The sequence below is a fragment of the Streptococcus oralis genome (genome assembly GCF_001579025.1).
GTDB lineage: Bacteria > Bacillota > Bacilli > Lactobacillales > Streptococcaceae > Streptococcus > Streptococcus oralis_X.
The window spans coordinates 110,594-131,707 of the sequence record NZ_KQ970235.1; the positions used below are offsets into that span (position 1 = coordinate 110,594).

The window sequence follows — 21,114 nt, forward strand, 5'->3', positions numbered from 1 at the left end:
CTAGATAGATTTTTATATATAAAGTTTTTTAAGGAGGGAAATATGGAAAATATAAGTTATGAAAGCTATTTAAAGTGTAAAGATACTCTCTCTTTTGAATATTGTCAAAAAATTCATCAAGCAATTTTACTTGAGTTGGGAACTGAACCAGATATTTTAGAAATATGGCATGATTTTCTAAAAGCAAGTATGGATTATGCTTATACCCGCAGTCAGTGGTTGTTATGGGAAAGTGCTGAATGTAGAGAAAAAGATGAAGGTCGCACAGCTCAACATGAAATAGTTATATATAATTTTAAGCTACTTAGTCGTAATATGGAGCAGTCGAGTGAAGTAGTAAACTACCTAAAAGAAATAGAAAATAATCGAAAACAAGTTGGAGATTTTGCATCATATATTGCTTATATCTATGCAATCAATGCAAGATAAAAAATATCTACTTAATATTCCCTTATAAGTTATTTCTAACTTTTTCTTCATCTTCATTGAGTGTGAATATACAAAAAGAGGAGCTTCCAAATGAAGCCCCTTTTGCTTTTTATTATCCGAATCAAAAATTATTTCAAACAAAGGTAGTGATTCGGTTGATTTATATTGCAATGTATTGAAATTTAAAATTTCAAGAATCGCTGAAAATTAAGGTTTCTCACGTCTGTTGACGTGTAGTGATTCCTTATTTCACTTCAGTAAATCCAAATAAGGGAAACTTTTGATATTCTGGTTCGATTTTTGATTATTTTTGATGAAAGTTTACCTTATTTTAATGAAACTGATTGAAATTAGTTGAAATTTTATTTTTTGAAAACTTATGAAAACGTTGATTTTAAAGCACTTTGAAATTAGATGAAATAAGTGGTGCCCCAACCAGGTCTTAAGAAAGCTCGTAAAGCATCACAATTCTCAAAACGTTAATTCGAGAGAATTACTATACTTACAGAGAGCACCTTTCGAGGTGTTCTTTTTATATTTTCATACTAAATTGGTGCAATCTGACAAAGTCAGTTGCCTCAGAACGTTAATCAATACGATACTATCAACGTTTCAAAGCACTTCATGGTTCACACCATGGGGTGTTTTTGCTTCTCTCGTCTTCTCACGGCATTACCCATGTGGTATAATGAGACAAGGGTTGCTCCTCGTTTCAGACGAGTTCATGGAATTCAGGATAAGTTAGCAGGTGAGACGAGTATTTCTGTCAGTCTCCTATACACCTGTTAACAGCTATCCAAAGTAAAAGGAGAGAGTAGATTGGTTTTATTAGTATTAGGGCTCTTGGTTTTGCTCATTCTAATCTTAAAAAGGAAACAGAAAATTGCTAAAAAATCTGAAGGAAAGGCCAAGAAAAGAAATTGGCTATTAATAGGTTGCTTATCCATAGTGATTCCAATGGTAATCTTCACAGTGTTCAGTCCGATTTTTTCTCTAATGGATATGTGGGGGCTGTTTGCCCATGCAAGTCGAACTGAGATTGAGCAAGCTGTGCATCGTTCTTATCAAAATTACGGTCTTACAGGACAGTTTGAGTTAGAAAAATACGAGAAAAACTATACAAGTGTGGGAGGATTTATAATCCACGGTACCTATAGTGAAAATATAGCCGGAAAAACCTATCAGGTTAAAACTCGATTTAAATACTATACTCGCTTTTCGAAAAATGAAACATATGGGAAGACAGATGCAGAGGTTGATTACAAAAATGATAAAAAAATTTATGATGTTTTCCCAGAATTAGCCTATTTAGGGATTGAGGTTAGTCCAAGCACCAGCGAATTTTTAAAAACACTGGACAGTTCAATCAAAGATCCTAAACTGCCTGATTTGAAGTATCAAGGTATTGGTTTTGAATTTAATAACCAATCTGATAATATCTATCTTTATAATGAAATATTAGAGGAAAATCAAAGCAAGGGCCAAGCTCTGCAAGGGATGTATCCAATGGATGCTCAATATCTTTTCCAAAAAGAGATTTTTATACCGACATTTGAATTTCAATATTTCGTTCCGAAGGAAAAAAGAGATCTCTTGTATGATGACTATCTTAAAGAGCTTGAAGCGCTCATGAAGGAATTTTTTGCCAACCAACCCCTACCAAGAGGTCTGTATGCTGTCAAAATTGCTAAGTATAAAGAGGATAAACTTGTCAATGATAGTGGTGTATACTATGTGAGGATTGATAATCGTCAAGTTGTAAAGCTGTTGCAAAAATTAGAGTAGGAGTTGCTAGGGCTAGTCCAGTCTCACAATATTTTACCTAAGAAGGGAAGGGATGTTTTGTAATGATTAGTTTAGAGCTGTTGTCTGAAGAAAATAGTCTAGACGTTTATTCTTTTGAAAAAGAAAATCGAGAGTATTTTGAACGAAATCTACCTCCTAGACCAGCTAACTATTTTGATTTAGAAGGTTTTAAAGAAATCACGAGGGAATTGTTAACGGAACAAACGAATCGGGATGTCTACATGCATCTTATCAGAGATTCGCAAGGCGTTATGGTCGGAAGAATCAATTTAAGTGTTTTAGAGGATGATCGAAAAACAGCAGAGCTTGGGTATAGGATTGGGGAAAATGTTAGCAATTTAGGTTATGCCAGCGAAGCGGTTAAACTCGTTTTAGACAAGGCCTTTACGACTTATGGTTTAAATAAAATCATTGCAGGAACGGCAAGAGATAATCTGGCCTCTCAGAGGGTGCTTTTAAAAAATGGCTTCACCTTTAGTAGAATGATAGAAAATGACTTATACATTCATAATGAGTGGGTTCATACAGCAGTATTTGAGATAAGGAGGCCATAATATCATTATTTTCAGTCTACTGACAAGGTTAATGGAGTCATCAATCTTTACGGACATTCAAGAATGTTTTCTTGGATGTTTTTTTGTTCATAATTTCCAGTTGTGTCTGTTAAAATTTGATTTTCCCAGTGGACAATTGTTCACTTTTTTTGCTTTTTGGTAAAAATTATATAGAAAACCCTTTAAAAAATATTTGTTAGAATTTTCTAAAAAATCTGGCGAAAGTCCTTGCTTTTATGAAAAAATAGGGTATAATGGTGAAAACACTATCTTTAAGGAGATTACTTATGAAATCGAAAAAGTGGCTCTTAGGAGCAGGTGCTGTTTTGAGTGCAGCCCTACTGTTAACTGCTTGTGGGCAAAGTGAAAAGAAAGCGGATGCTCCCAAGACTTTCTCTTATGTCTACGCTATGGATCCATCTTCTCTGGACTATAGTGTGACGAGCAAGAGCTCAACCTCTGACGTTATAGCAAACGTTGTTGATGGTCTTTTGGAAAATGATAAGTATGGGAACTTAATTCCATCACTTGCAGAAGACTGGTCTGTTTCAAAGGATGGTTTGACTTACACCTACAAACTTCGTAAGGGTGTAAAATGGTATACTTCTGATGGAGAAGAATACGCTGAAGTTAAGGCCAAAGACTTTGTTACTGGGCTTAAACATGCTGCTGACGGAAAATCAGATGGTCTTTCTTTGATTCAGGATTCTATCAAAGGTTTGGCAGAGTATGTTAGTGGTGAAAGCAATGATTTCTCTACCGTAGGAGTTAAGGCTGTTGATGATTACACGGTAGAATACACGCTCAACAAACCAGAGAGTTTCTGGAACTCTAAGGTCACAACTGCAACCATGCTCCCAGTTAATGAAGAATTTTTGAATTCTAAAGGGAGCGACTACGGTGCACCAACCCCATCAGGTATCCTATATAATGGTCCTTATTTCTTGAAATCATTGACTTCAAAATCAGTCATTGAATATGAAAAGAATCCAAACTACTGGGATAAGGACAATGTCAAGATTGACAATATTAAACTAACTTTCTACGATGGATCAGACCAAGAATCTTTGATTCGTAGCTTTACACAAGGAGCTTATACAACAGCCCGTCTCTTCCCAACAAGCTCAAACTTTGAGTCAACTAAACAAGAGTATGGCGATAAGATTGTCTACAGTCCACAAGAAGCGACAAGCTACTACCTCACTGTTAACGTAAACCGCCAATCTTACAATAAAACAGCCAAAACAGACGAAGCTCAAAAAACATCAACGAAAGAAGCTCTTCTCAACAAGAACTTCCGTCAGGCGCTGAACTTTGCCCTTGACCGTCACTCATACACTGCTCAGTTGAATGGTGAAGAAGGTGCGAACAAGATTATCCGTAACAGCCTAGTGCCTCATGACTACGTTCAAGTAGGTGAAAAAACCTTTGGAGAGTTGGCGCAGGCAGAGCTCGTTTCATATGGAGACCAATGGAAAGATGTAGCCCTTACAGATGGTAAGGATACGATTTACAGTCCTGAAAAAGCTAAGGCAGCCTTTGCTAAAGCCAAGGAAGAATTGCAAGCCAAGGGTGTTACCTTCCCAATCCATTTGGATATCCCGGTTGAACAAACAGATGTAATCGCGGTTCAACAAACTAACTCACTCAAACAGTCTATCGAATCATCACTTGGTACTGAAAATGTCATTGTCGATGTCCTTCAAATGACCGATAATGAGAAAATGAGCATTACGTCTCAAGCCAAGGTTCCATCTCAAAAAGACTATGACTTGAACGGAACTGGTTGGGGGCCAGACTATCAAGACCCAGCTACCTACCTCAACATTCTTGATGCCAAGAAGGGTTCAGCCCTTAAACACTTGGGGATCACTCGCGGAAAAGATCCAGAAGTGATGGCTCAAGTTGGACTGGACGAATACAAGAAACTCTTGGATGATGCTGCAGCTGAAACTAGCGACCTTAATAAGCGTTATGAAAAATATGCTAAAGCTCAAGCTTGGGTATCGGATAGTTCACTTTTAATCCCAGTTGCTTCTTCAGGTGGTTCTCCAACTGTTAGCCGAACTGTACCATTCACAAAAGCATACTCTCAAGTCGGAATCAAGGGAGACCCATTTGTGTTCAAAGGTTTGGAGTTGCAAAATGACGTTGTGACTGCAAAAGAATACGAAGAAGCCTTCAAGAAATGGCAACAAGAAAAAATCGAGACAAATGCTAAATACCAAAAAGAACTTGAAAAACACGTCAAGTAATCTATAAATAGAAAAGGAAGTTGCAGGAAACTGTGCTCCCTTTTTTTGTTTTGAGACACCAGTTGTCATAAAGGCAGTAACTTTACATTTTTGAATAAATTTGATAAAATATGGTTATGTTATAAAAACTGACATAAAGGAGTGAATGATGATCAAACTGAAAAAAAGACTAATCGGGACAGGTCTTGTCTTAGCGACAGGGATTTTGCTCTCTGCATGTGGACAGTCCAACACAGATACTAGCACTTATTCATCAACATTTAGTGCGAATCCGACAACTTTTAACTATCTTCTAGATTATTATGCAGATAACACTGCCGTTATTACCAATCTTGTAGATGGTTTGTTAGAAAATGACAGCTATGGGAACCTCGTACCTGCTCTTGCGGAGGATTGGTCTGTTTCATCAGATGGTTTGACCTATACCTACAAGCTTAGAAAAGATGCCAAGTGGTATACAGCTGATGGTGAGGAATATGCTTCAGTTAAAGCTCAGGATTTTGTCACTGGGATCAAATATGCCGCGGACAACAAGGGACAAGCTATGGATCTGATTCAAAATTCAATCAAGGGATTGAATGACTATGTGACGGGTGTGACCAATGATTTTTCAACTGTTGGTGTCAAAGCCTTGGATGATTACACAGTCGAGTACACCTTGACTCGACCAGAACCTTATTGGAACTCTAAGACAACCAATAGTATTCTTTTCCCAGTCAACGAAGAGTTTTTGAAATCAAAAGATAAAGACTTTGGTACCTTGACACCAGACAGCATCCTTTATAACGGTCCATATCTGTTAAAAGATTTCACATCAAAATCTTCGATCGAATATGTGAAGAATCCACACTATTATGACCATGATAAAGTAACCATTGAAAAAGTTAAGTTAGCTTACTTTGATGGGTCAGATCAGGAGATGACCATTCGAAACTTTGAAAGTGGTGCTTACTCGATTGCAGGAGTCTATCCAAATAGTTCGAATTATGCTAAGACAAAAGAAAAATACCAAGACAATATCGTCTATAGCTTACAAGACAAGACATCTTGGTACTTTAACTTTAACGTCAACCGCAAAACCTATAATCATACCGCTAAAACAACGGACGAACAAAAGAAATCAGCTCAAACAGCTATCTTAAATAAAAATTTCCGTCAGGCTATCAACTTTGGTATTGATCGAACAGCCTACTCTGCTCAATCTAACGGTGAAGAAGCAGCGAGCAAAACCCTTCGTAATACTCTGGTTCCCCCAACATTTGTCCAGGTGGGAGATAAGACCTTTGGAGAAGTAACAGCTTCTAAGCTTGTGAACTACGGAACTGAGTGGTCAGGTATCAATTTGGCAGACGCTCAAGATGCCTACTTCAACAAGGAAAAGGCCCAAGCAAAATTTGCGGAAGCTAAAAAGGAATTGGAAGCCCAAGGTGTGACTTTCCCAATCCATTTGGATGTCCCTGTTGATCAGACGAATAAAAATGCGGTTTCTGGGATGAACTCGGTTAAACAAACCCTTGAAACAGTACTAGGTTCTGACAATATCGTCATTGATGTTCAACAGCTTTCTACAGATGACTTTGGAAATGTTGCTTTCTTAGCACCAAATCCAGCAGCTCGTGACTACGACCTAAACTTTGATGGTTGGGTTGGTGATTACCAGGATCCATCAACTTATCTAGATCCCTTCAATGCTGAAACTGGCTTCTATCTCAAGATTTTTGGTCTTGATGCCAAGGAAGACCAAGAGCTCATTAAGAGTTTGGGGCTTGATACCTATACACAACTCCTGAAAAAAGCAGATGCTGAGAATAAAGATGTCGCTAAGCGTTATGAAAAATACGCTGAAGCTCAAGCTTGGATGATTGACAATTCTCTAGTTATGTCTGCTATGTCAAATGGTGGTACAGCCTCTGTAACCAAAGTAACTCCGTTTACACGTGCCTACTCCCTAGTGGGAATCAAGGGTGACGGAAATAATTATAAGTACATGAGATTACAAAAAGACCCTGTTACCAAGAAACAATTTGATGAAGCCAAGGCTAAGTGGGAAGAAGAAAGTAAAAAAGCTATCGAAAAGAGTCAAAAAGAGTTTGAAAACCACGTTAAATAAAAAAAGAAAGACAAGCTGGCACTATAAATTGCCCTTGTCTTTTTAATTTGTCATGAAAAATGAAGTTAGTATAATTTTAAAGCAAATAAAGAACACAGAAGTGAATGAAAACGCTGAGAATGACGGGAATAAATGGAATTTCTTTCATAAATGTGATATAATAATCCTAATTATTAACGTATAGGGGATTAACATGAATAGACGTTCAAAGAGAACTCGTTCTGGCAACATGAAACGAAATATTAACATAGTCTTATTAACCATTTATCTACTGTTGAGTGGTTTTTTGCTGTTCTTGATTTTTAGACACAACATTTTAGCCTTTAGATATCTGAATATTATTTCTGCAGTTCTCGTTTTATTAGCTGCTTTAGTAGGACTATTGCTGATTGTTTATAAAAAAGCTGAGAAGTTTACGGTCTTCTTTTTGACGCTTGCCATCTTAGTTAGTTCAGTTTCTCTCTATGCTTTGCAACAGTTTGTCGGTTTTACCAATCATATCAATTCGACGTCAAATTACTCAGAGTATTCGATTAGTGTGGTCGTTTTGAAAGATAGTGAGATCAATAATGTGACTCAACTGGATACGGTTACGGGGCCAACAGAGACAGACAATGACAATATTCAAAAGTTGTTAGCAGATATTAAGACCAGCCAAAGTAAGGACTTGACAGTTGAGAAAGCGACTTCTTACCTAGCAGCTTATAAGAGTCTGCTTTCTGGTGAAACGAAAGCAATCGTCTTAAATAGTGTCTTTGAAAATATTATTGAAGCAGAGTATCCTGACTATGCTTCTAAAATCAAGAAAATATACACTAAAAATTTGATTAAAGAAGTTGCTGCGCCTAAGGTATCGAAGAATAAAGCTTTCAATATTTATGTGAGTGGTATTGATACCTACGGTCCAATCAGCTCAGTTTCGCGTTCAGATGTAAACATTTTGATGACTGTGAACCGAGATACCAAGAAAATCCTTCTGACTACAACGCCTCGAGATTCCTATGTTCCGATTGCGGATGGGGGAAATAATCAAAAGGATAAATTGACCCACGCTGGAATCTATGGAGTGGACTCGTCGATTCATACTTTGGAAAATCTCTATGGAGTGGATATTAACTACTATGTTCGCTTGAACTTTACCTCTTTCTTGAAGTTGATTGACCTTCTAGGTGGCGTTGATGTCTATAATGATCAGGATTTCACTTCTTTGCATGGCAAGTACCATTTCCCTGTTGGGAATGTCCATCTAGACTCTGAGCAGGCTCTTGGTTTTGTTCGTGAGCGCTACTCTCTAGCAGATGGAGATCGTGACCGTGGTCGGAACCAACAAAAGGTTATTGTAGCTGTTATTCAGAAGTTGACGTCAACTGAGGCTTTGAAGAACTATGACAATATCATCCAAGGATTGCAAGATTCTCTTCAGACCAACATGCCTTTGGAAACCATGATGGATCTAGTCAATACTCAATTGGAGAGTGGCGGGAACTACAAAGTCAACTCTCAAGACTTGAAGGGAACTGGACGTACGGATCTTCCTTCATACGCTATGCCAGATAGTAACCTCTACATGATGGAAATCGATGAAAGTAGCTTGGCTGCCGCCAAAGCTGCTATCAATGATGTGATGGAGGGCAAGTAGCATGATAGATATCCATTCGCACATCGTTTTCGATGTGGATGATGGTCCAAAGTCGATAGAGGAAAGTAAAAAACTTCTTAGAGAGGCCTATAGTCAAGGAGTGAGAACAATCGTTTCAACTTCGCATAGACGAAAAGGGATGTTCGAAACTCCTGAAGAAAAAATCGCAACTAACTTTTTGAAGGTGCGAGAAATGGCTAAGGAAGTTGCGGATGACTTAATCATTGCCTATGGAGCAGAAATCTACTATACGCCGGATGTTGTTGAGAAGTTGGAAAAGAAATTAATCCCCACGCTCAACGATAGTCGCTATGCTTTGATTGAATTTAGCATGAATACACCCTATCGAGATATGCATAAGGGACTGAGTGATATTCTAATGCTGGGTATTACGCCTGTCATTGCCCACATTGAACGCTATGATGCTTTAGAAAATAATGAAAAGCGCGTGCAAGAGCTGATTGACATGGGATGTTATACTCAAGTCAATAGTTCTCATGTCTTGAAACCTAAACTCTTCGGAGAAACTTATAAATTCATGAAAAAGAGAGCCCAGTATTTCTTGGAACGAGATCTGGTTCACGTGATAGCAAGTGATATGCACAACTTGGATCACAGACCTCCTCATATGGAGGAAGCCTATGATATCATTGCCAAAAAATACGGTGAAAACAAGGCCAAGGAACTCTTTAAAGAGAACCCAAGAAAAATCATAATGGATCAACTAATTTAGGAGAAAAAATGAAAGAACAAAATATGATGGAAATTGATGTATTCCACTTGTTAAAAATTCTATGGAAACGAAAATTGCTGATTGTATTGGTAGCATTCGTGACAGGAGCAGTAGCATTTGCCTACAGTAGTTTTATTGTAAAACCAGAGTTCACTAGTACTACCCGCATTTATGTGGTCAACCGTAATCAGGGAGATAAGCCTGGTTTGACTAACCAAGACTTGCAAGCGGGATCTTACTTGGTAAAAGACTATCGCGAAATCATTCTCTCGCAAGACGTTTTAGAGAAGGTTGCGACTGATTTGAAATTGGATCTCCCTCCAAAAGGTCTAGCTAGTAAAATCAAGGTAACAGTTCCAGTGGATACGCGTATTGTATCGATTTCTGTTACAGACCGTGCACCTGAGGAAGCTAGCCGTATCGCCAACTCTTTGAGAGAGGTTGCGGCTCAAAAAATCATCAGTGTTACGCGAGTTTCAGATGTTACAACGCTTGAAGAAGCACGTCCTGCAACATCACCATCTTCACCAAACATTCGTCGCAATACCATGGTTGGACTTCTTGCTGGAGCGGTTATAATGGTTGTCACTGTTCTCCTAGTTGAACTCTTGGATACACGAGTAAAACGTCCAGAAGATATCGAAGATGTTTTGCAGATCGCACTCTTAGGAGTTGTTCCAAACTTGGATAAATTAAGATAGGAGAGAGATATGCCAACATTAGAAATTGCACAAAAAAAATTAGATTTGGCGAGAAAAGCTGAAGAGTATTATAATGCGCTTCGTACCAATATACAACTGAGTGGGAATAACTTGAGAGTGATTGCGATCACGTCTGTAAAACCGGGTGAAGGGAAGTCAACTACTTCTACAAATATTGCTTGGGCCTTTGCGCGTGCGGGCTATAAGACACTTTTAATTGATGCCGATATTCGTAATTCTGTCATGTCAGGTGTTTTTAAATCACGTGAGAAGATTACAGGACTAACAGAGTTCTTATCTGGGACGACAGATCTATCACAAGGGCTATGTGACACCAATGTTGAAAACTTGTTTGTTATTCAAGCGGGTTCTATATCACCCAACCCAACAGCCTTGCTACAAAGTGAAAATTTTGCAACCATGCTTGATACCTTGCGTAAGTACTTTGATTACATCATTGTGGATACAGCGCCAATCGGAGTTGTCATCGATGCAGCTATCGTCACTCAAAAATGTGATGCTTCTGTTTTGGTAACTGCTGCTGGTGAAACAAATCGTCGTGATGTCCAAAAAGCTAAAGAACAACTCGAACAAACAGGAAAACCATTCTTAGGAATTGTGCTTAATAAACTCAATACTTCAGTTGAAAAATATGGCTCCTATGGAGCATATGGAAACTATGGGAATTATGGCAAAAAATAATAAATAGTTTAGGGAAGATATTATGGAAGAAAAGGGATTGAAGATTACTTTGGCGGCAATCCAGAGTTTTCTTGTCATTTTATTAGCATATTTACTTAGTTTTGTAAAGGAAACAGAGATTGTAAATACTTCTGTTATTATCTTGTTCATTCTTCATTTTTTTGTGTTTTATATCAGTGATTATGGGCATGATTTTTTTAAAAGAGGCTATTTAGCAGAGTTTATCAACACTACAAAGTATATCGTGTTCTTTGCTTTAGCTATCAGTATTTCGAATTTTTTCTTAGAAGATCGTTTTAGTATCTCTAGACGAGGGATGATTTATTTTTTGACAATACACTCTATTCTGTTGTATTTGTTGAATCTGTGCATTAAACGCTATAGAAAACGCATCTTTCCAAATCTCAAGGGGAGTAAGAAGATATTCTTGATAACAGCGACCTCTAGGGTTGAAAAAGTCATCGATAGGCTGATAGAGTCGGGAGAAATTTTTTGGAATTTGGTGGCGGTCAGTGTTTTAGACCGGCCTGATTTTCAGCATCAAACCTTAACCGTTGTACCTGCTGAGAACATCTTAGACTTTGCTACTCATGAAGTTGTCGATGAGGTCTTTATCAATCTACCAAGTGAAGAGTATGACATCGGGGAGTTTATCTCACTTTTTGAGACAATGGGAATTGATGTGACAGTCAATCTCAATGCTTTTAACGATAATTTAGGTAGTGATAAAAAAATTCGTGAAATGGCAGGTTTGAATGTCGTAACTTTTTCAACAAAATTTTATAAACATAGTCATGTGGTCGCTAAACGGATCATTGATATTTGTGGTGCGATTGTCGGATTGATTATTTGTGGTTTGGTGAGTATTGTTTTGGTTCCGATGATCAGACAAGATGGTGGGCCAGCGATTTTTTCTCAAACTCGTATTGGAAAAAATGGTCGACATTTCACTTTCTATAAATTTAGATCTATGTGCGTGAATGCCGAGAAGCGCAAACAAGAACTTTTGGCTCAAAATACCATGCAAGGTGGTATGTTTAAAGTCGATGATGATCCTCGTATCACACCAATTGGTCGCTTTATCCGTAAGACTAGTCTAGATGAACTCCCTCAGTTTTGGAATGTTTTAATGGGAGATATGAGTCTGGTGGGTACCCGTCCTCCAACAGTGGATGAGTACGAGAAATATACTCCTGAACAGAAACGCCGTCTCAGTTTTAAACCTGGAATTACTGGCCTATGGCAGGTAAGTGGTCGTAGTAAAATCACGGACTTTGAAGATGTTGTCAAACTGGACGTAGCTTATATTGATGATTGGACCATCTGGAAAGATATTGAAATTTTATTGAAGACCGTTAAAGTTGTATTTATGAGAGATGGGGCGAAGTAATTCCTGCCCCTCGGTCCTGTTAGGAGAGAGATGAAACAGTCAGTTTATATCATTGGTTCAAAGGGGATTCCTGCCAAGTATGGAGGATTTGAAACCTTTGTTGAAAAATTAACCGAATATCAAAAAGACAGCAACATACAATACTATGTTGCTTGTATGCGTGAAAATTCAGCTAAATCTGGCATCACGGATGACCAGTTTGAGCATAATGGGGCCATTTGTTTCAACATTGATGTTCCTAATATTGGCCCGGCTCGTGCTATCGCTTACGATATTGCAGCGGTCAATAAGGCTATTGAATTGGCTAAGGAAAACAAGGACGAGGCTCCGATTTTTTACATTTTAGCTTGTCGCATCGGGCCCTTTATTTCTGGACTTAAGAAAAAGATTCGTGCGATTGGTGGTCGGTTGCTGGTAAATCCAGATGGTCATGAATGGCTACGAGCAAAATGGAGCCTGCCAGTTCGTAAGTACTGGAAATTCTCAGAGCAACTCATGGTCAAGCATGCTGATTTATTGGTATGTGATAGCAAAAATATTGAAAAATATATCAAAGAGGACTATAAACAGTATCAACCAAAGACCACCTATATTGCCTATGGGACAGACACTGCTCCTTCAAGCCTGAAGGCAGAAGATACCAAGGTTCGGAACTGGTATCAGGAAAAAGGTGTTAGCGAAAATGGTTATTATCTAGTGGTGGGGCGATTCGTTCCTGAAAACAACTACGAAACCATGATTCGTGAATTTATCAAGTCCAAGTCTAAGAAGGACTTTGTCCTCATTACAAATGTCGAGCAGAATAAATTTTACGACCAGTTGTTACAAGATACTGGTTTTGACAAAGATCCTAGGGTCAAATTTGTCGGTACGGTCTATGACCAAGAATTGCTTAAGTACATTCGTGAAAATGCTTTTGCCTATTTCCATGGGCATGAGGTTGGAGGGACCAACCCTTCTCTACTGGAAGCTCTAGCATCTACAAAACTGAATTTGTTGCTAGATGTTGGCTTTAACCGTGAGGTTGGTGAAGACGGGGCTATTTATTGGAAAAAAGATGAGTTGGCACGCGTCATTGAGGAAGTAGAGGGATTTGATCAGGTAGTGATAGCTGACTTGGATTTCAAGTCAAGCCAAAGAATTATCTCAGCTTTCACATGGGAAAAGATTGTGTCAGATTATGAAGAAGTGTTTAAAGGATAGGGAATGAAACGGATTTTATACTTGCATGCAGGTGCAGAAATGTATGGAGCAGATAAGGTTTTATTGGAATTGATCAAAGGATTGGATTCCAAAGAATTTGAAGCTCACGTCATCCTGCCAAATGACGGTGTTTTAGTCGAGGCTTTGCGCCAAGTTGGGGCTCAGGTCAGTGTGTTGGATTATCCGATTTTACGTAGAAAATACTTTAATCCTAAGGGCATTGCCGACTATATTCGCTCTTATAATTTCTATGCTAAGCAAATCGCCCTCTATGCTCGAGAACACAGTATAGATATGGTTCACAATAATACAGCGGCTGTTTTGGAGGGCATCTATTTGAAACGCAAGCTCAAGCTGCCTTTGATTTGGCATGTTCATGAGATTATCGTCAAACCCAAAGCTATTTCTGACTTTATCAATATGCTCATGGGACGATATGCAGACAAGATTGTGACGGTGTCCCAAGCGGTCGCTAATCATATCAAGCAGTCTCCCTTTATCAAAGATAGCCAAGTGGAAGTGATTTATAACGGTGTCGATAATGCTGTCTATTATCCAATGGATGCGTCTTCTATTCGTGAAAAATTTGACATTGCGCAAGATGCACTTGTGATTGGCATGATTGGTCGGGTCAATGCTATCAAAGGACAAAATGATTTCATAGAAGCAGTCGAGCCACTTTTGGAAAAGAATGAGCAAGCGGTGGCTTTCCTAGCTGGAGGTGTTTTTCCTGGTGAAGAATGGCGCTTAGAAGAACTAGATAAGAGAATAGCTTCTTCATCTGTTGTGTCACAAATTCATCGTATTGATTACTACGATAAGACTTCTGAACTTTATAATATGTTTGATATCTTTGTCTTACCAAGTATAAAACCTGATTCCCTACCTACAGTAGTCCTAGAAGCCATGGCTTGTTCAAAACCAGTTGTTGGTTATAACAATGGGGGAATAGCTGAAATGGTAGTAGATGACAAAAGTGGTTGCTTAGTCAAACCAAATCGTCCTCAAGAACTTTCTAATGCCATTTCTCTCTTACTAGATAGTTCTGAAAAAAGAGAAAAATTTGGGCGAGTAGGATATCAGAGACAAAAAGAGCTGTTTTCTTTGGAGAGTTACATCAAGAACTTTTCGGAGTTGTATAAAACAGATAGAAAAGATTAGTTATGAATAAAATAGATTTTGTTGTTACTTGGGTTGATGGGAATGATCCTGTGTGGCAAGAAAAAAAATCAAGCTATGATGGATCGGTTAATACTTCTAAACAGAGTATGAATTCAGTCAAGGCTTACCGAGAATGGGGGACCTTTAAATATTGGTTTAGAGGAGTTGAAAAATTTGCTCCTTGGGTTAATAAGGTCTACCTCGTGACTGACCAGCAAAAGCCAAGCTGGTTAGATATAAATAGTGAAAAATTGGTGTTGGTAGATCATACAGAGATTATCTGTAATGACTACCTGCCAGTTTTTTCTGCCAATCCTATCGAAAGTAATATCCATCGAATCCCTGGTCTCTCAGAGCATTTTGTTTTTTTTAATGACGATATGTATTTGACAGCTCCAGTCGAGCCGACAGATTTTTTCTCAGAGGATGGTTTACCCAAATATAATACGGCTCTTTCACCGATTATTCCTGAGCGATATGGAACGGGGAATTTTCAGATAAATGACATGGAGATTGTCACTAGCTATTTCAGTCGAAATGAAATTTTGAAGAATGGCCAATTCTTTGATCCAAAGCAGGGATTAAAAAGTATCGTTAAGTCGCTACTATACAGAAATAGTCAGTTTATCTGTGGTTTCTGGGAGAGTCATCTGCCCTATCCTCTACTAAGATCAACGATGAACTTGGTATGGGAAAAGGAAAAAGCTGTCTTGGAAAGAACCTCGGCTAGTCGCTTTAGAAATCCTTCTGATACCAATGTTTGGCTCTTTAAGTATTGGCAGATTGCCAGTGGTAAATACGCTATCGGAAATCCTAAGTTGGGAGGACTATTTTCTTTGGATAATGCCGGACCAGATTTTTGGAAGATACTAAATTCTGGTAGATACCAAATTATGTGTATCAATGATGGATTTAACATTCAAGACGAGGAGCAAGTGATGACAGACTTTATCAAGGCTATGGATCAACTGCTTCCAGATAGAAGCTCATTTGAGATTTAAACTGTAAAACTAAGTAAGAGAAAGAAAAGAAAATATGATTTCGGTAATTGTGCCTGTTTACAATGTGGAGGACTACCTTCATTATGCCATGGAGAGTTTGGAACATCAGACCTACAAGGATATGGAAGTCCTCTTGATTGATGACGGTTCGAGTGATGGCTCAGGACTCTTATGTGACCAGTATGCCCAGCAATATGATTGGGTGACTAGCTACCACAAGGTCAACGGTGGCTTGTCTGATGCTCGGAACTATGGGGTCTTGAAAGCCAATGGTGACTGGATTACTTTCCTAGATCCAGACGACTATTTGGAACCTTGCGCCTTGGAATTGCTAGCAGAGCTACAAGATCGTACCCAAGCAGATATGGTTAGTGGTAAAGTAGAGCCAACAGCTCACTATCATCGTTATCAGAACTTCCACTTGGATCAGCTTGATCTAGATCAAGTTAAGGTCTATGACAAGGCAAAGGCTCTGACGGAAATGCTCTACGGAGACCTTGTGACGGTCTCTGCTTGTGGGAAACTCTATCGGAAAGAACTTCTTGAGAAAATCCCCTTCCCCAAGGGGCGTATCTACGAAGATCTCTATGTAATCAGTGAGCATCTCAATCAAGCCCAATACGTGGCTTTGTACCATCTTCCGATTTACCATTATTACCATAGACCAGGTAGCATCACTGCCTCAGCTTTCACGCCAAAACAATACGAGTTTTACGAAGCAATTGATCATTTAAAAGAGGTTGTGAATGCAACCTATCCTGAGAGTTCAGAACTCCAAGAAGCCATCATTTCACGCTTCTTTACAGGAAGCCTTCTTATTTTTACCATGATTCAGGATGGAAATCCAGCAGAGTTCAAGCGTCTTCAGGAGAAGACGAGACCCTATTTGCCTCTTGTCTTGAAGAATGCTAGAGTTAGTAAGAAACGTAAGATTCTCTATATTTTGATTAGTAGGTATCCACGCCTCTACTTTCACTTTAAAAAGTGGAAGAAATAAACGACTGAATGTAAGAAGCTCAGATGAAATATCAACTGGAAAAATTAGAAAAAGTTGACCAGCTGATGTCAATATGGGGCATTCATGATGAACAATTTGTTGATCAAATAAAACTCGTATTCTAATGAGTAATATTCAAAATATTTCAGTTCAAAAAACACCTCTTCTTTTGAAAGACCAATATTTTGAAAAATTGTGTGTAAACAAAGAGATGGTTATTTTGACAAAAAAATACTCCTTTTATCAATCTTTTCGTTAGATTCTTACTTAATTATAGAATATATCGTACGGTGATTTTTCTAAAGAAATACAGATTTTAATCAAATGGGTATGTTCTATTCTTTGATATTTGATAATAGAGAGTTGTAAAGTTTTAAATATTTTTAATTAAATGATTGAAAGGGTTGGATGACTATTGTGATGAACAATCGTACTATATCAGAAAAAATTTATTTAATCACCTTATTTATATGGGTTGTTGTCACATCATTAGTCACAACTACTTATTTTATTAGATTGGAGGGCTTTTTATCATTGTATAGGATCCTCCTCTATTTCACAATTGCTATGATTTTGATAAAAGAGTTGGTGAATCTTCCAGGAACCTTGTATCACTTTAGATTTCATTGGGAACAACTGTTAATAGCACTATTGTTCATTATTTCTATGTTTATAGTTGCAAAAAATCGAGAGGGGTTACTTGATTTAAATGTTCTTTTACTTGTTTTTTCTGCTAGAGATATAGATTTCAGAAAGTTATTAGGAACTTTCTCTTTTGCCACATTTCTAGTCCTTGTTTTGACGATTTTTGCTAGCAACATGGGCGTGATTTCGAATATGATCATGCGTGCAGATAGCGGATATCGTTTTAGTCTAGGGTTTAATTATGTTTCGTTTGCTTCACAAAGATTATTTTTTGCATTGTGTAGTTATCTAATGTTTCGAGGTAAAAAAATTTCTTACATGGAATTACTGGTCTTACTGTCGGCTACGATTTATATGTACCAACAAACTTCGACAACCAGTCCATTTTATTTAAGTATTTTAATACTTACATATGCGTTGTTTAGTCTGAAAATCATAAAAAAAGACTTTATTATTGGACACTTCTGGATGAAAACAATCGCAAAATATGGTTTTATTTTGGCTTTAATCATTACCTTATATTTCTGTTTTTATTCATCTGGGAATTTATTCCATTTTGTAGATCAATTTACACATAATCGGCTACGGTTAAGTGTAGAGGGCTTCCGCAATTTTGGAGTATCTTGGTTAGGACAACATATTAAATTCACACACTTAGATATTTTCGGGAATTTTACTAGTAATTATAATTTCATAGATAGCTCGTTTGTGCAGTTGTTGGTTATTGATGGCTTAATCGTCAGTGCCTTCATGTTGATGACTCTTACTAGAGTTATGAAATATTTCGTAACCATTCGAAAAGATATCGTACTTGCCTGTTTAGGTATCATGATTATCCATGGCATGTTTGATCCTCAAATGTTAGTTCTTCGATATTCTCCATTGATCTTATTTATCAGTCGTTTATTTATCATGAATTCAGATAATGAAATTGAATAAAGAAGATTAAACGAAAATTTAACAGGAAGGCAAATTTTTCTATATTTATGAAAGTGCTTAAAAACTACGCCTACAATCTTTCTTATCAATTATTGGTAATTATACTTCCGATTATTACGACTCCCTATGTAACACGGGTCTTTTCTTCGGATGATTTAGGGACGTATGGATACTTTAATTCCATTGTCACCTACTTTATTCTCTTAGCGACGCTAGGAGTTGCTAACTATGGTACTAAGGTCATTTCAGGGAATCGCAAGGAAATTCAAAAAAACTTTTGGGGAATCTACTCTCTGCAATTAGGGGCAACAGTTCTTTCTCTTTCCTTATATGCTCTTCTTTGTCTGACCCTTCCCTCTATGAAAAACCCAGTAGCCTACATTCTTGGTTTGAGTTTAGTTTCAAAAGGTTTAGATATTTCCTGGCTCTTTCAAGGTCTAGAAGATTTTCGAAAGATTACTGTTCGAAATATCACGGTCAAGCTTGTTGGAGTCATTTCCATCTTCTTCTTTGTCAAATCTGCAAATGACCTATATCTCTATGTTTTTTTGCTAACCATATTTGAACTTTTGGGGCAACTAAGTATGTGGGTACCTGCTCGGGAGTTTATCGGTAGTTCTCATTTTAGCATAGAATTTGCTAGGTATCATTTAAAGCCAGTCATATTATTATTCCTTCCTCAAGTAGCTATTTCTTTGTACATTACGCTGGATCGTACCATGCTTGGAGCCTTAGCTTCTACAAAAGATGTAGGGATTTATGACCAGGCCTTAAAATTAGTAAATATCCTTCTGACCTTGGTAACTTCCTTGGGAAGCGTTATGTTGCCTCGTGTCGCGAATTTGTTAGCGACAGGTGATCATAAAGCGGTTAACAAAATGCATGAGATGTCCTTTCTCATTTATAATCTAGTTATTTTCCCAATGATGGCAGGAATTTTAATCGTCAACGATGATTTTGTTAACTTTTTCCTTGGGCAGGATTTTCAGGATGCACGTTATGCAATTGCCATTATGATCTTCCGTATGTTCTTTATCGGTTGGACCAATATCATGGGAATTCAGATACTGATACCTCACAATCAAAATAAAGAATTCATGATTTCAACAACAGCTCCCGCAATTATTAGTGTAGGTTTGAACTTACTATTCCTTCCTAAACTTGGGTATATCGGAGCAGCGATTGTATCTGTTCTGACAGAAGCACTGGTTTGGTGTATTCAATTGTACTTTACCCGAGTATACTTAAAAGAAGTTCATGTTTTGGGGTCGATGACTAAAATTGCTCTAGCATCAGCCATCATGTATGGTATCTTACTAGGTTTAAAAACAGTTATACATTTTTCACCAGCCATAAATGTTTTAGTATTTGCAGTGCTTGGTGGAATCATTTATCTTTTTGCAATTCTATCTTTGAAAGTGGTAGATGTAAAAGAATTAAAACAAATTATTAGGAAAAACTAGAATGCAAAAAAATCGGAATATCAGCCTAGATTTATTAAAAGTGCTTGCGTGTATTGGGGTCGTTTTACTCCATACAACAATGGGCGGATTTAAAGAGACAGGTTCATGGAATCTTTTGGCATATTTATATTATTTAGGTACCTACTCCATTCCCTTGTTTTTTATGGTCAATGGTTATTTATTGTTAGGCAAAAGGGAAATAACTTATCCTTACATACTTCAAAAAGTCAATTGGATCCTAATAACAGTGTCATCATGGAACATTATCGTTTGGCTCTTTAAAAGAGACTTTGCGGTTAATCCAATTAAAAAAATTGTAGGCTCTCTGTTACAAAAAGGGTATTTCTTTCAGTTTTGGTTTTTTGGTTCGCTGATTCTTATTTATTTATGTTTGCCTGTTTTGAAAACAGTTATAAATTCAAAAAGAAAATATGTATATATTCTATCTTTATTGGTGGCAATTGGGTTTATAGTTGAATTAGCAAATATTTTCCTTCAGATGCCTATACAAATTCATGTTATGCAAACTTTTAGATTATGGACTTGGTTTTTCTATTATCTTTTAGGTGGTTATATAGCGCAATTCAATGTAGATAACCTCAAATATAGATTTAAAAATTGGATGAAAATAGTTAGCATACTCTTAGTATTGATATCGCCAATTATATTGTTTTTCTTAGCAAAGAATACTTACCATAATCTTTTTGCTGAATATTTTTATGATATTCTATTCGTGAAATTTACAAGCTTAGGAATTTTCCTGACCATATTTTCACTGTCTTTGCATGAAAATGGGAGCAAATGGATTGTTTCTCTCTCTAATCAAACGATGGGTGTTTTTATAATACATACCTATGTTATGAAAATTTTGGAAAAACTAATTGATTTCAGTTTTGCAGGTGCATATTTATGGTTTGCTATATTTACTTTGAGTATTAGTTTTATTGTCATTGGAATATTAATGAGAATCCCATATTTCAATCGAATTGTCAAATTGTAAAAAGGAGAAAAAATGTACGATTATTTGATTGTCGGTGCTGGCTTGTCAGGTGCAATCTTTGCCTACGAAGCTAACAAACGTGGCAAGAAGGTGAAGGTGATTGATAAACGAGAACACATTGGTGGGAATATCTATTGCCAATCTATTGAAGGAATCAATGTCCACAAGTATGGGGCTCACATCTTCCATACATCCAATAAAAAGGTCTGGGATTATGTCAATCAGTTTGCGGAGTTTAACAATTACATCAATTCACCAATTGCAAACTATCAGGGGCATCTCTACAATCTGCCTTTCAATATGAATACTTTCTATGCTTTGTGGGGGACGAAAGACACCCCAACGAAGTCAAGGACGAAAATTAGCTGAGCAGACGACGCACATGC

The 21,114-nt window shown here is 37.4% G+C and carries 17 protein-coding genes and 1 pseudogene; all 18 read left to right on the forward strand.

Annotation, left to right across the window (positions count from 1 at the left end; all coding sequences use genetic code 11):
- Positions 1-429, forward strand: a 429-nt coding sequence (locus tag SORDD27_RS00545) for a hypothetical protein (protein ID WP_231069252.1), incomplete at its 5' end; no start/stop codon positions are given.
- An 819-nt stretch (positions 430-1,248) separates the two neighbouring features.
- Entirely contained in the window at positions 1,249-2,214 is a 966-nt protein-coding gene (locus SORDD27_RS00550; RefSeq protein ID WP_061426704.1) for a hypothetical protein, read from the forward strand.
- Between the two features lie 62 nt (positions 2,215-2,276).
- A complete protein-coding gene (locus SORDD27_RS00555; protein ID WP_061426705.1) occupies positions 2,277-2,789 on the forward strand; it encodes a GNAT family N-acetyltransferase in 513 nt (170 codons plus the stop codon).
- Positions 2,790-3,076: 287 nt separating this feature from the next.
- Entirely contained in the window at positions 3,077-5,044 is a 1,968-nt protein-coding gene (locus SORDD27_RS00560) for a peptide ABC transporter substrate-binding protein (RefSeq protein WP_033630354.1), read from the forward strand.
- 148 nt (positions 5,045-5,192) lie between these two features.
- On the forward strand, positions 5,193-7,154 hold the full coding sequence (locus SORDD27_RS00565) for a peptide ABC transporter substrate-binding protein (RefSeq protein WP_061426707.1): 1,962 nt from the start codon (positions 5,193-5,195) through the stop codon (positions 7,152-7,154).
- Positions 7,155-7,347: 193 nt separating this feature from the next.
- Complete coding sequence (cpsA, locus tag SORDD27_RS00570; protein WP_061426709.1) at positions 7,348-8,793, forward strand: LCP family glycopolymer transferase CpsA; 1,446 nt, start codon at positions 7,348-7,350, stop codon at positions 8,791-8,793.
- A 1-nt stretch (position 8,794) separates the two neighbouring features.
- Positions 8,795-9,526: a capsular polysaccharide biosynthesis protein Cps4B gene (cps4B, locus tag SORDD27_RS00575; protein ID WP_061426711.1), complete on the forward strand. Its 732-nt coding sequence runs from the start codon at positions 8,795-8,797 to the stop codon at positions 9,524-9,526.
- An 8-nt stretch (positions 9,527-9,534) separates the two neighbouring features.
- Positions 9,535-10,227, forward strand: coding sequence for a capsular polysaccharide biosynthesis protein CpsC (gene cpsC / locus SORDD27_RS00580; protein WP_061426713.1), 693 nt, complete (start codon positions 9,535-9,537; stop codon positions 10,225-10,227).
- Positions 10,228-10,236: 9 nt separating this feature from the next.
- Entirely contained in the window at positions 10,237-10,929 is a 693-nt protein-coding gene (locus tag SORDD27_RS00585) for a tyrosine-protein kinase (RefSeq protein ID WP_061426715.1), read from the forward strand.
- Positions 10,930-10,951: 22 nt separating this feature from the next.
- On the forward strand, positions 10,952-12,319 hold the full coding sequence (locus SORDD27_RS00590; RefSeq protein WP_061426717.1) for a sugar transferase: 1,368 nt from the start codon (positions 10,952-10,954) through the stop codon (positions 12,317-12,319).
- Between the two features lie 30 nt (positions 12,320-12,349).
- Positions 12,350-13,522 carry a beta 1-4 rhamnosyltransferase Cps2T gene (cps2T, locus tag SORDD27_RS00595; RefSeq protein WP_061426719.1) on the forward strand — a complete coding sequence of 391 codons (1,173 nt, stop codon included), beginning with the start codon at positions 12,350-12,352 and terminating at the stop codon, positions 13,520-13,522.
- Positions 13,523-13,525: 3 nt separating this feature from the next.
- Positions 13,526-14,683, forward strand: coding sequence for a glycosyltransferase family 4 protein (locus SORDD27_RS00600; RefSeq protein WP_042768969.1), 1,158 nt, complete (start codon positions 13,526-13,528; stop codon positions 14,681-14,683).
- A gap of 2 nt (positions 14,684-14,685) precedes the next feature.
- Positions 14,686-15,684 (forward strand): Stealth CR1 domain-containing protein, encoded by a 999-nt coding sequence (locus SORDD27_RS00605; RefSeq protein ID WP_061426721.1) that lies wholly within the window; start codon positions 14,686-14,688, stop codon positions 15,682-15,684.
- Between the two features lie 34 nt (positions 15,685-15,718).
- Positions 15,719-16,681, forward strand: coding sequence for a glycosyltransferase family 2 protein (locus SORDD27_RS00610; protein WP_061426723.1), 963 nt, complete (start codon positions 15,719-15,721; stop codon positions 16,679-16,681).
- Positions 16,682-17,089: 408 nt separating this feature from the next.
- On the forward strand, positions 17,090-18,265 hold the full coding sequence (locus SORDD27_RS00615) for a polymerase (RefSeq protein WP_196755608.1): 1,176 nt from the start codon (positions 17,090-17,092) through the stop codon (positions 18,263-18,265).
- A gap of 47 nt (positions 18,266-18,312) precedes the next feature.
- Positions 18,313-19,728 (forward strand): flippase, encoded by a 1,416-nt coding sequence (locus tag SORDD27_RS00620; RefSeq protein WP_061426724.1) that lies wholly within the window; start codon positions 18,313-18,315, stop codon positions 19,726-19,728.
- Position 19,729: 1 nt separating this feature from the next.
- A complete protein-coding gene (locus SORDD27_RS00625) occupies positions 19,730-20,728 on the forward strand; it encodes an acyltransferase (protein WP_061426726.1) in 999 nt (332 codons plus the stop codon).
- Between the two features lie 12 nt (positions 20,729-20,740).
- Positions 20,741-21,114: pseudogene (locus SORDD27_RS00630) on the forward strand (NAD(P)-binding protein); the annotation flags it as partial.

What these genes read in the sequence shown, in the direction of transcription:
- SORDD27_RS00600 (WP_042768969.1), top strand. Translation starts at nt 13,526, where the DNA reads ATGAAACGGATTTTATACTTGCATGCAGGTGCAGAAATGTATGGAGCA.
- cps4B (WP_061426711.1), top strand. Translation starts at nt 8,795, where the DNA reads ATGATAGATATCCATTCGCACATCGTTTTCGATGTGGATGATGGTCCA.
- cpsC (WP_061426713.1), top strand. Translation starts at nt 9,535, where the DNA reads ATGAAAGAACAAAATATGATGGAAATTGATGTATTCCACTTGTTAAAA.
- SORDD27_RS00615 (WP_196755608.1), top strand. Translation starts at nt 17,090, where the DNA reads ATGACTATTGTGATGAACAATCGTACTATATCAGAAAAAATTTATTTA.
- SORDD27_RS00555 (WP_061426705.1), top strand. Translation starts at nt 2,277, where the DNA reads ATGATTAGTTTAGAGCTGTTGTCTGAAGAAAATAGTCTAGACGTTTAT.
- SORDD27_RS00565 (WP_061426707.1), top strand. Translation starts at nt 5,193, where the DNA reads ATGATCAAACTGAAAAAAAGACTAATCGGGACAGGTCTTGTCTTAGCG.
- cpsA (WP_061426709.1), top strand. Translation starts at nt 7,348, where the DNA reads ATGAATAGACGTTCAAAGAGAACTCGTTCTGGCAACATGAAACGAAAT.
- SORDD27_RS00590 (WP_061426717.1), top strand. Translation starts at nt 10,952, where the DNA reads ATGGAAGAAAAGGGATTGAAGATTACTTTGGCGGCAATCCAGAGTTTT.
- SORDD27_RS00625 (WP_061426726.1), top strand. Translation starts at nt 19,730, where the DNA reads ATGCAAAAAAATCGGAATATCAGCCTAGATTTATTAAAAGTGCTTGCG.
- SORDD27_RS00620 (WP_061426724.1), top strand. Translation starts at nt 18,313, where the DNA reads ATGAAAGTGCTTAAAAACTACGCCTACAATCTTTCTTATCAATTATTG.
- cps2T (WP_061426719.1), top strand. Translation starts at nt 12,350, where the DNA reads ATGAAACAGTCAGTTTATATCATTGGTTCAAAGGGGATTCCTGCCAAG.
- SORDD27_RS00605 (WP_061426721.1), top strand. Translation starts at nt 14,686, where the DNA reads ATGAATAAAATAGATTTTGTTGTTACTTGGGTTGATGGGAATGATCCT.
- SORDD27_RS00610 (WP_061426723.1), top strand. Translation starts at nt 15,719, where the DNA reads ATGATTTCGGTAATTGTGCCTGTTTACAATGTGGAGGACTACCTTCAT.
- SORDD27_RS00585 (WP_061426715.1), top strand. Translation starts at nt 10,237, where the DNA reads ATGCCAACATTAGAAATTGCACAAAAAAAATTAGATTTGGCGAGAAAA.
- SORDD27_RS00560 (WP_033630354.1), top strand. Translation starts at nt 3,077, where the DNA reads ATGAAATCGAAAAAGTGGCTCTTAGGAGCAGGTGCTGTTTTGAGTGCA.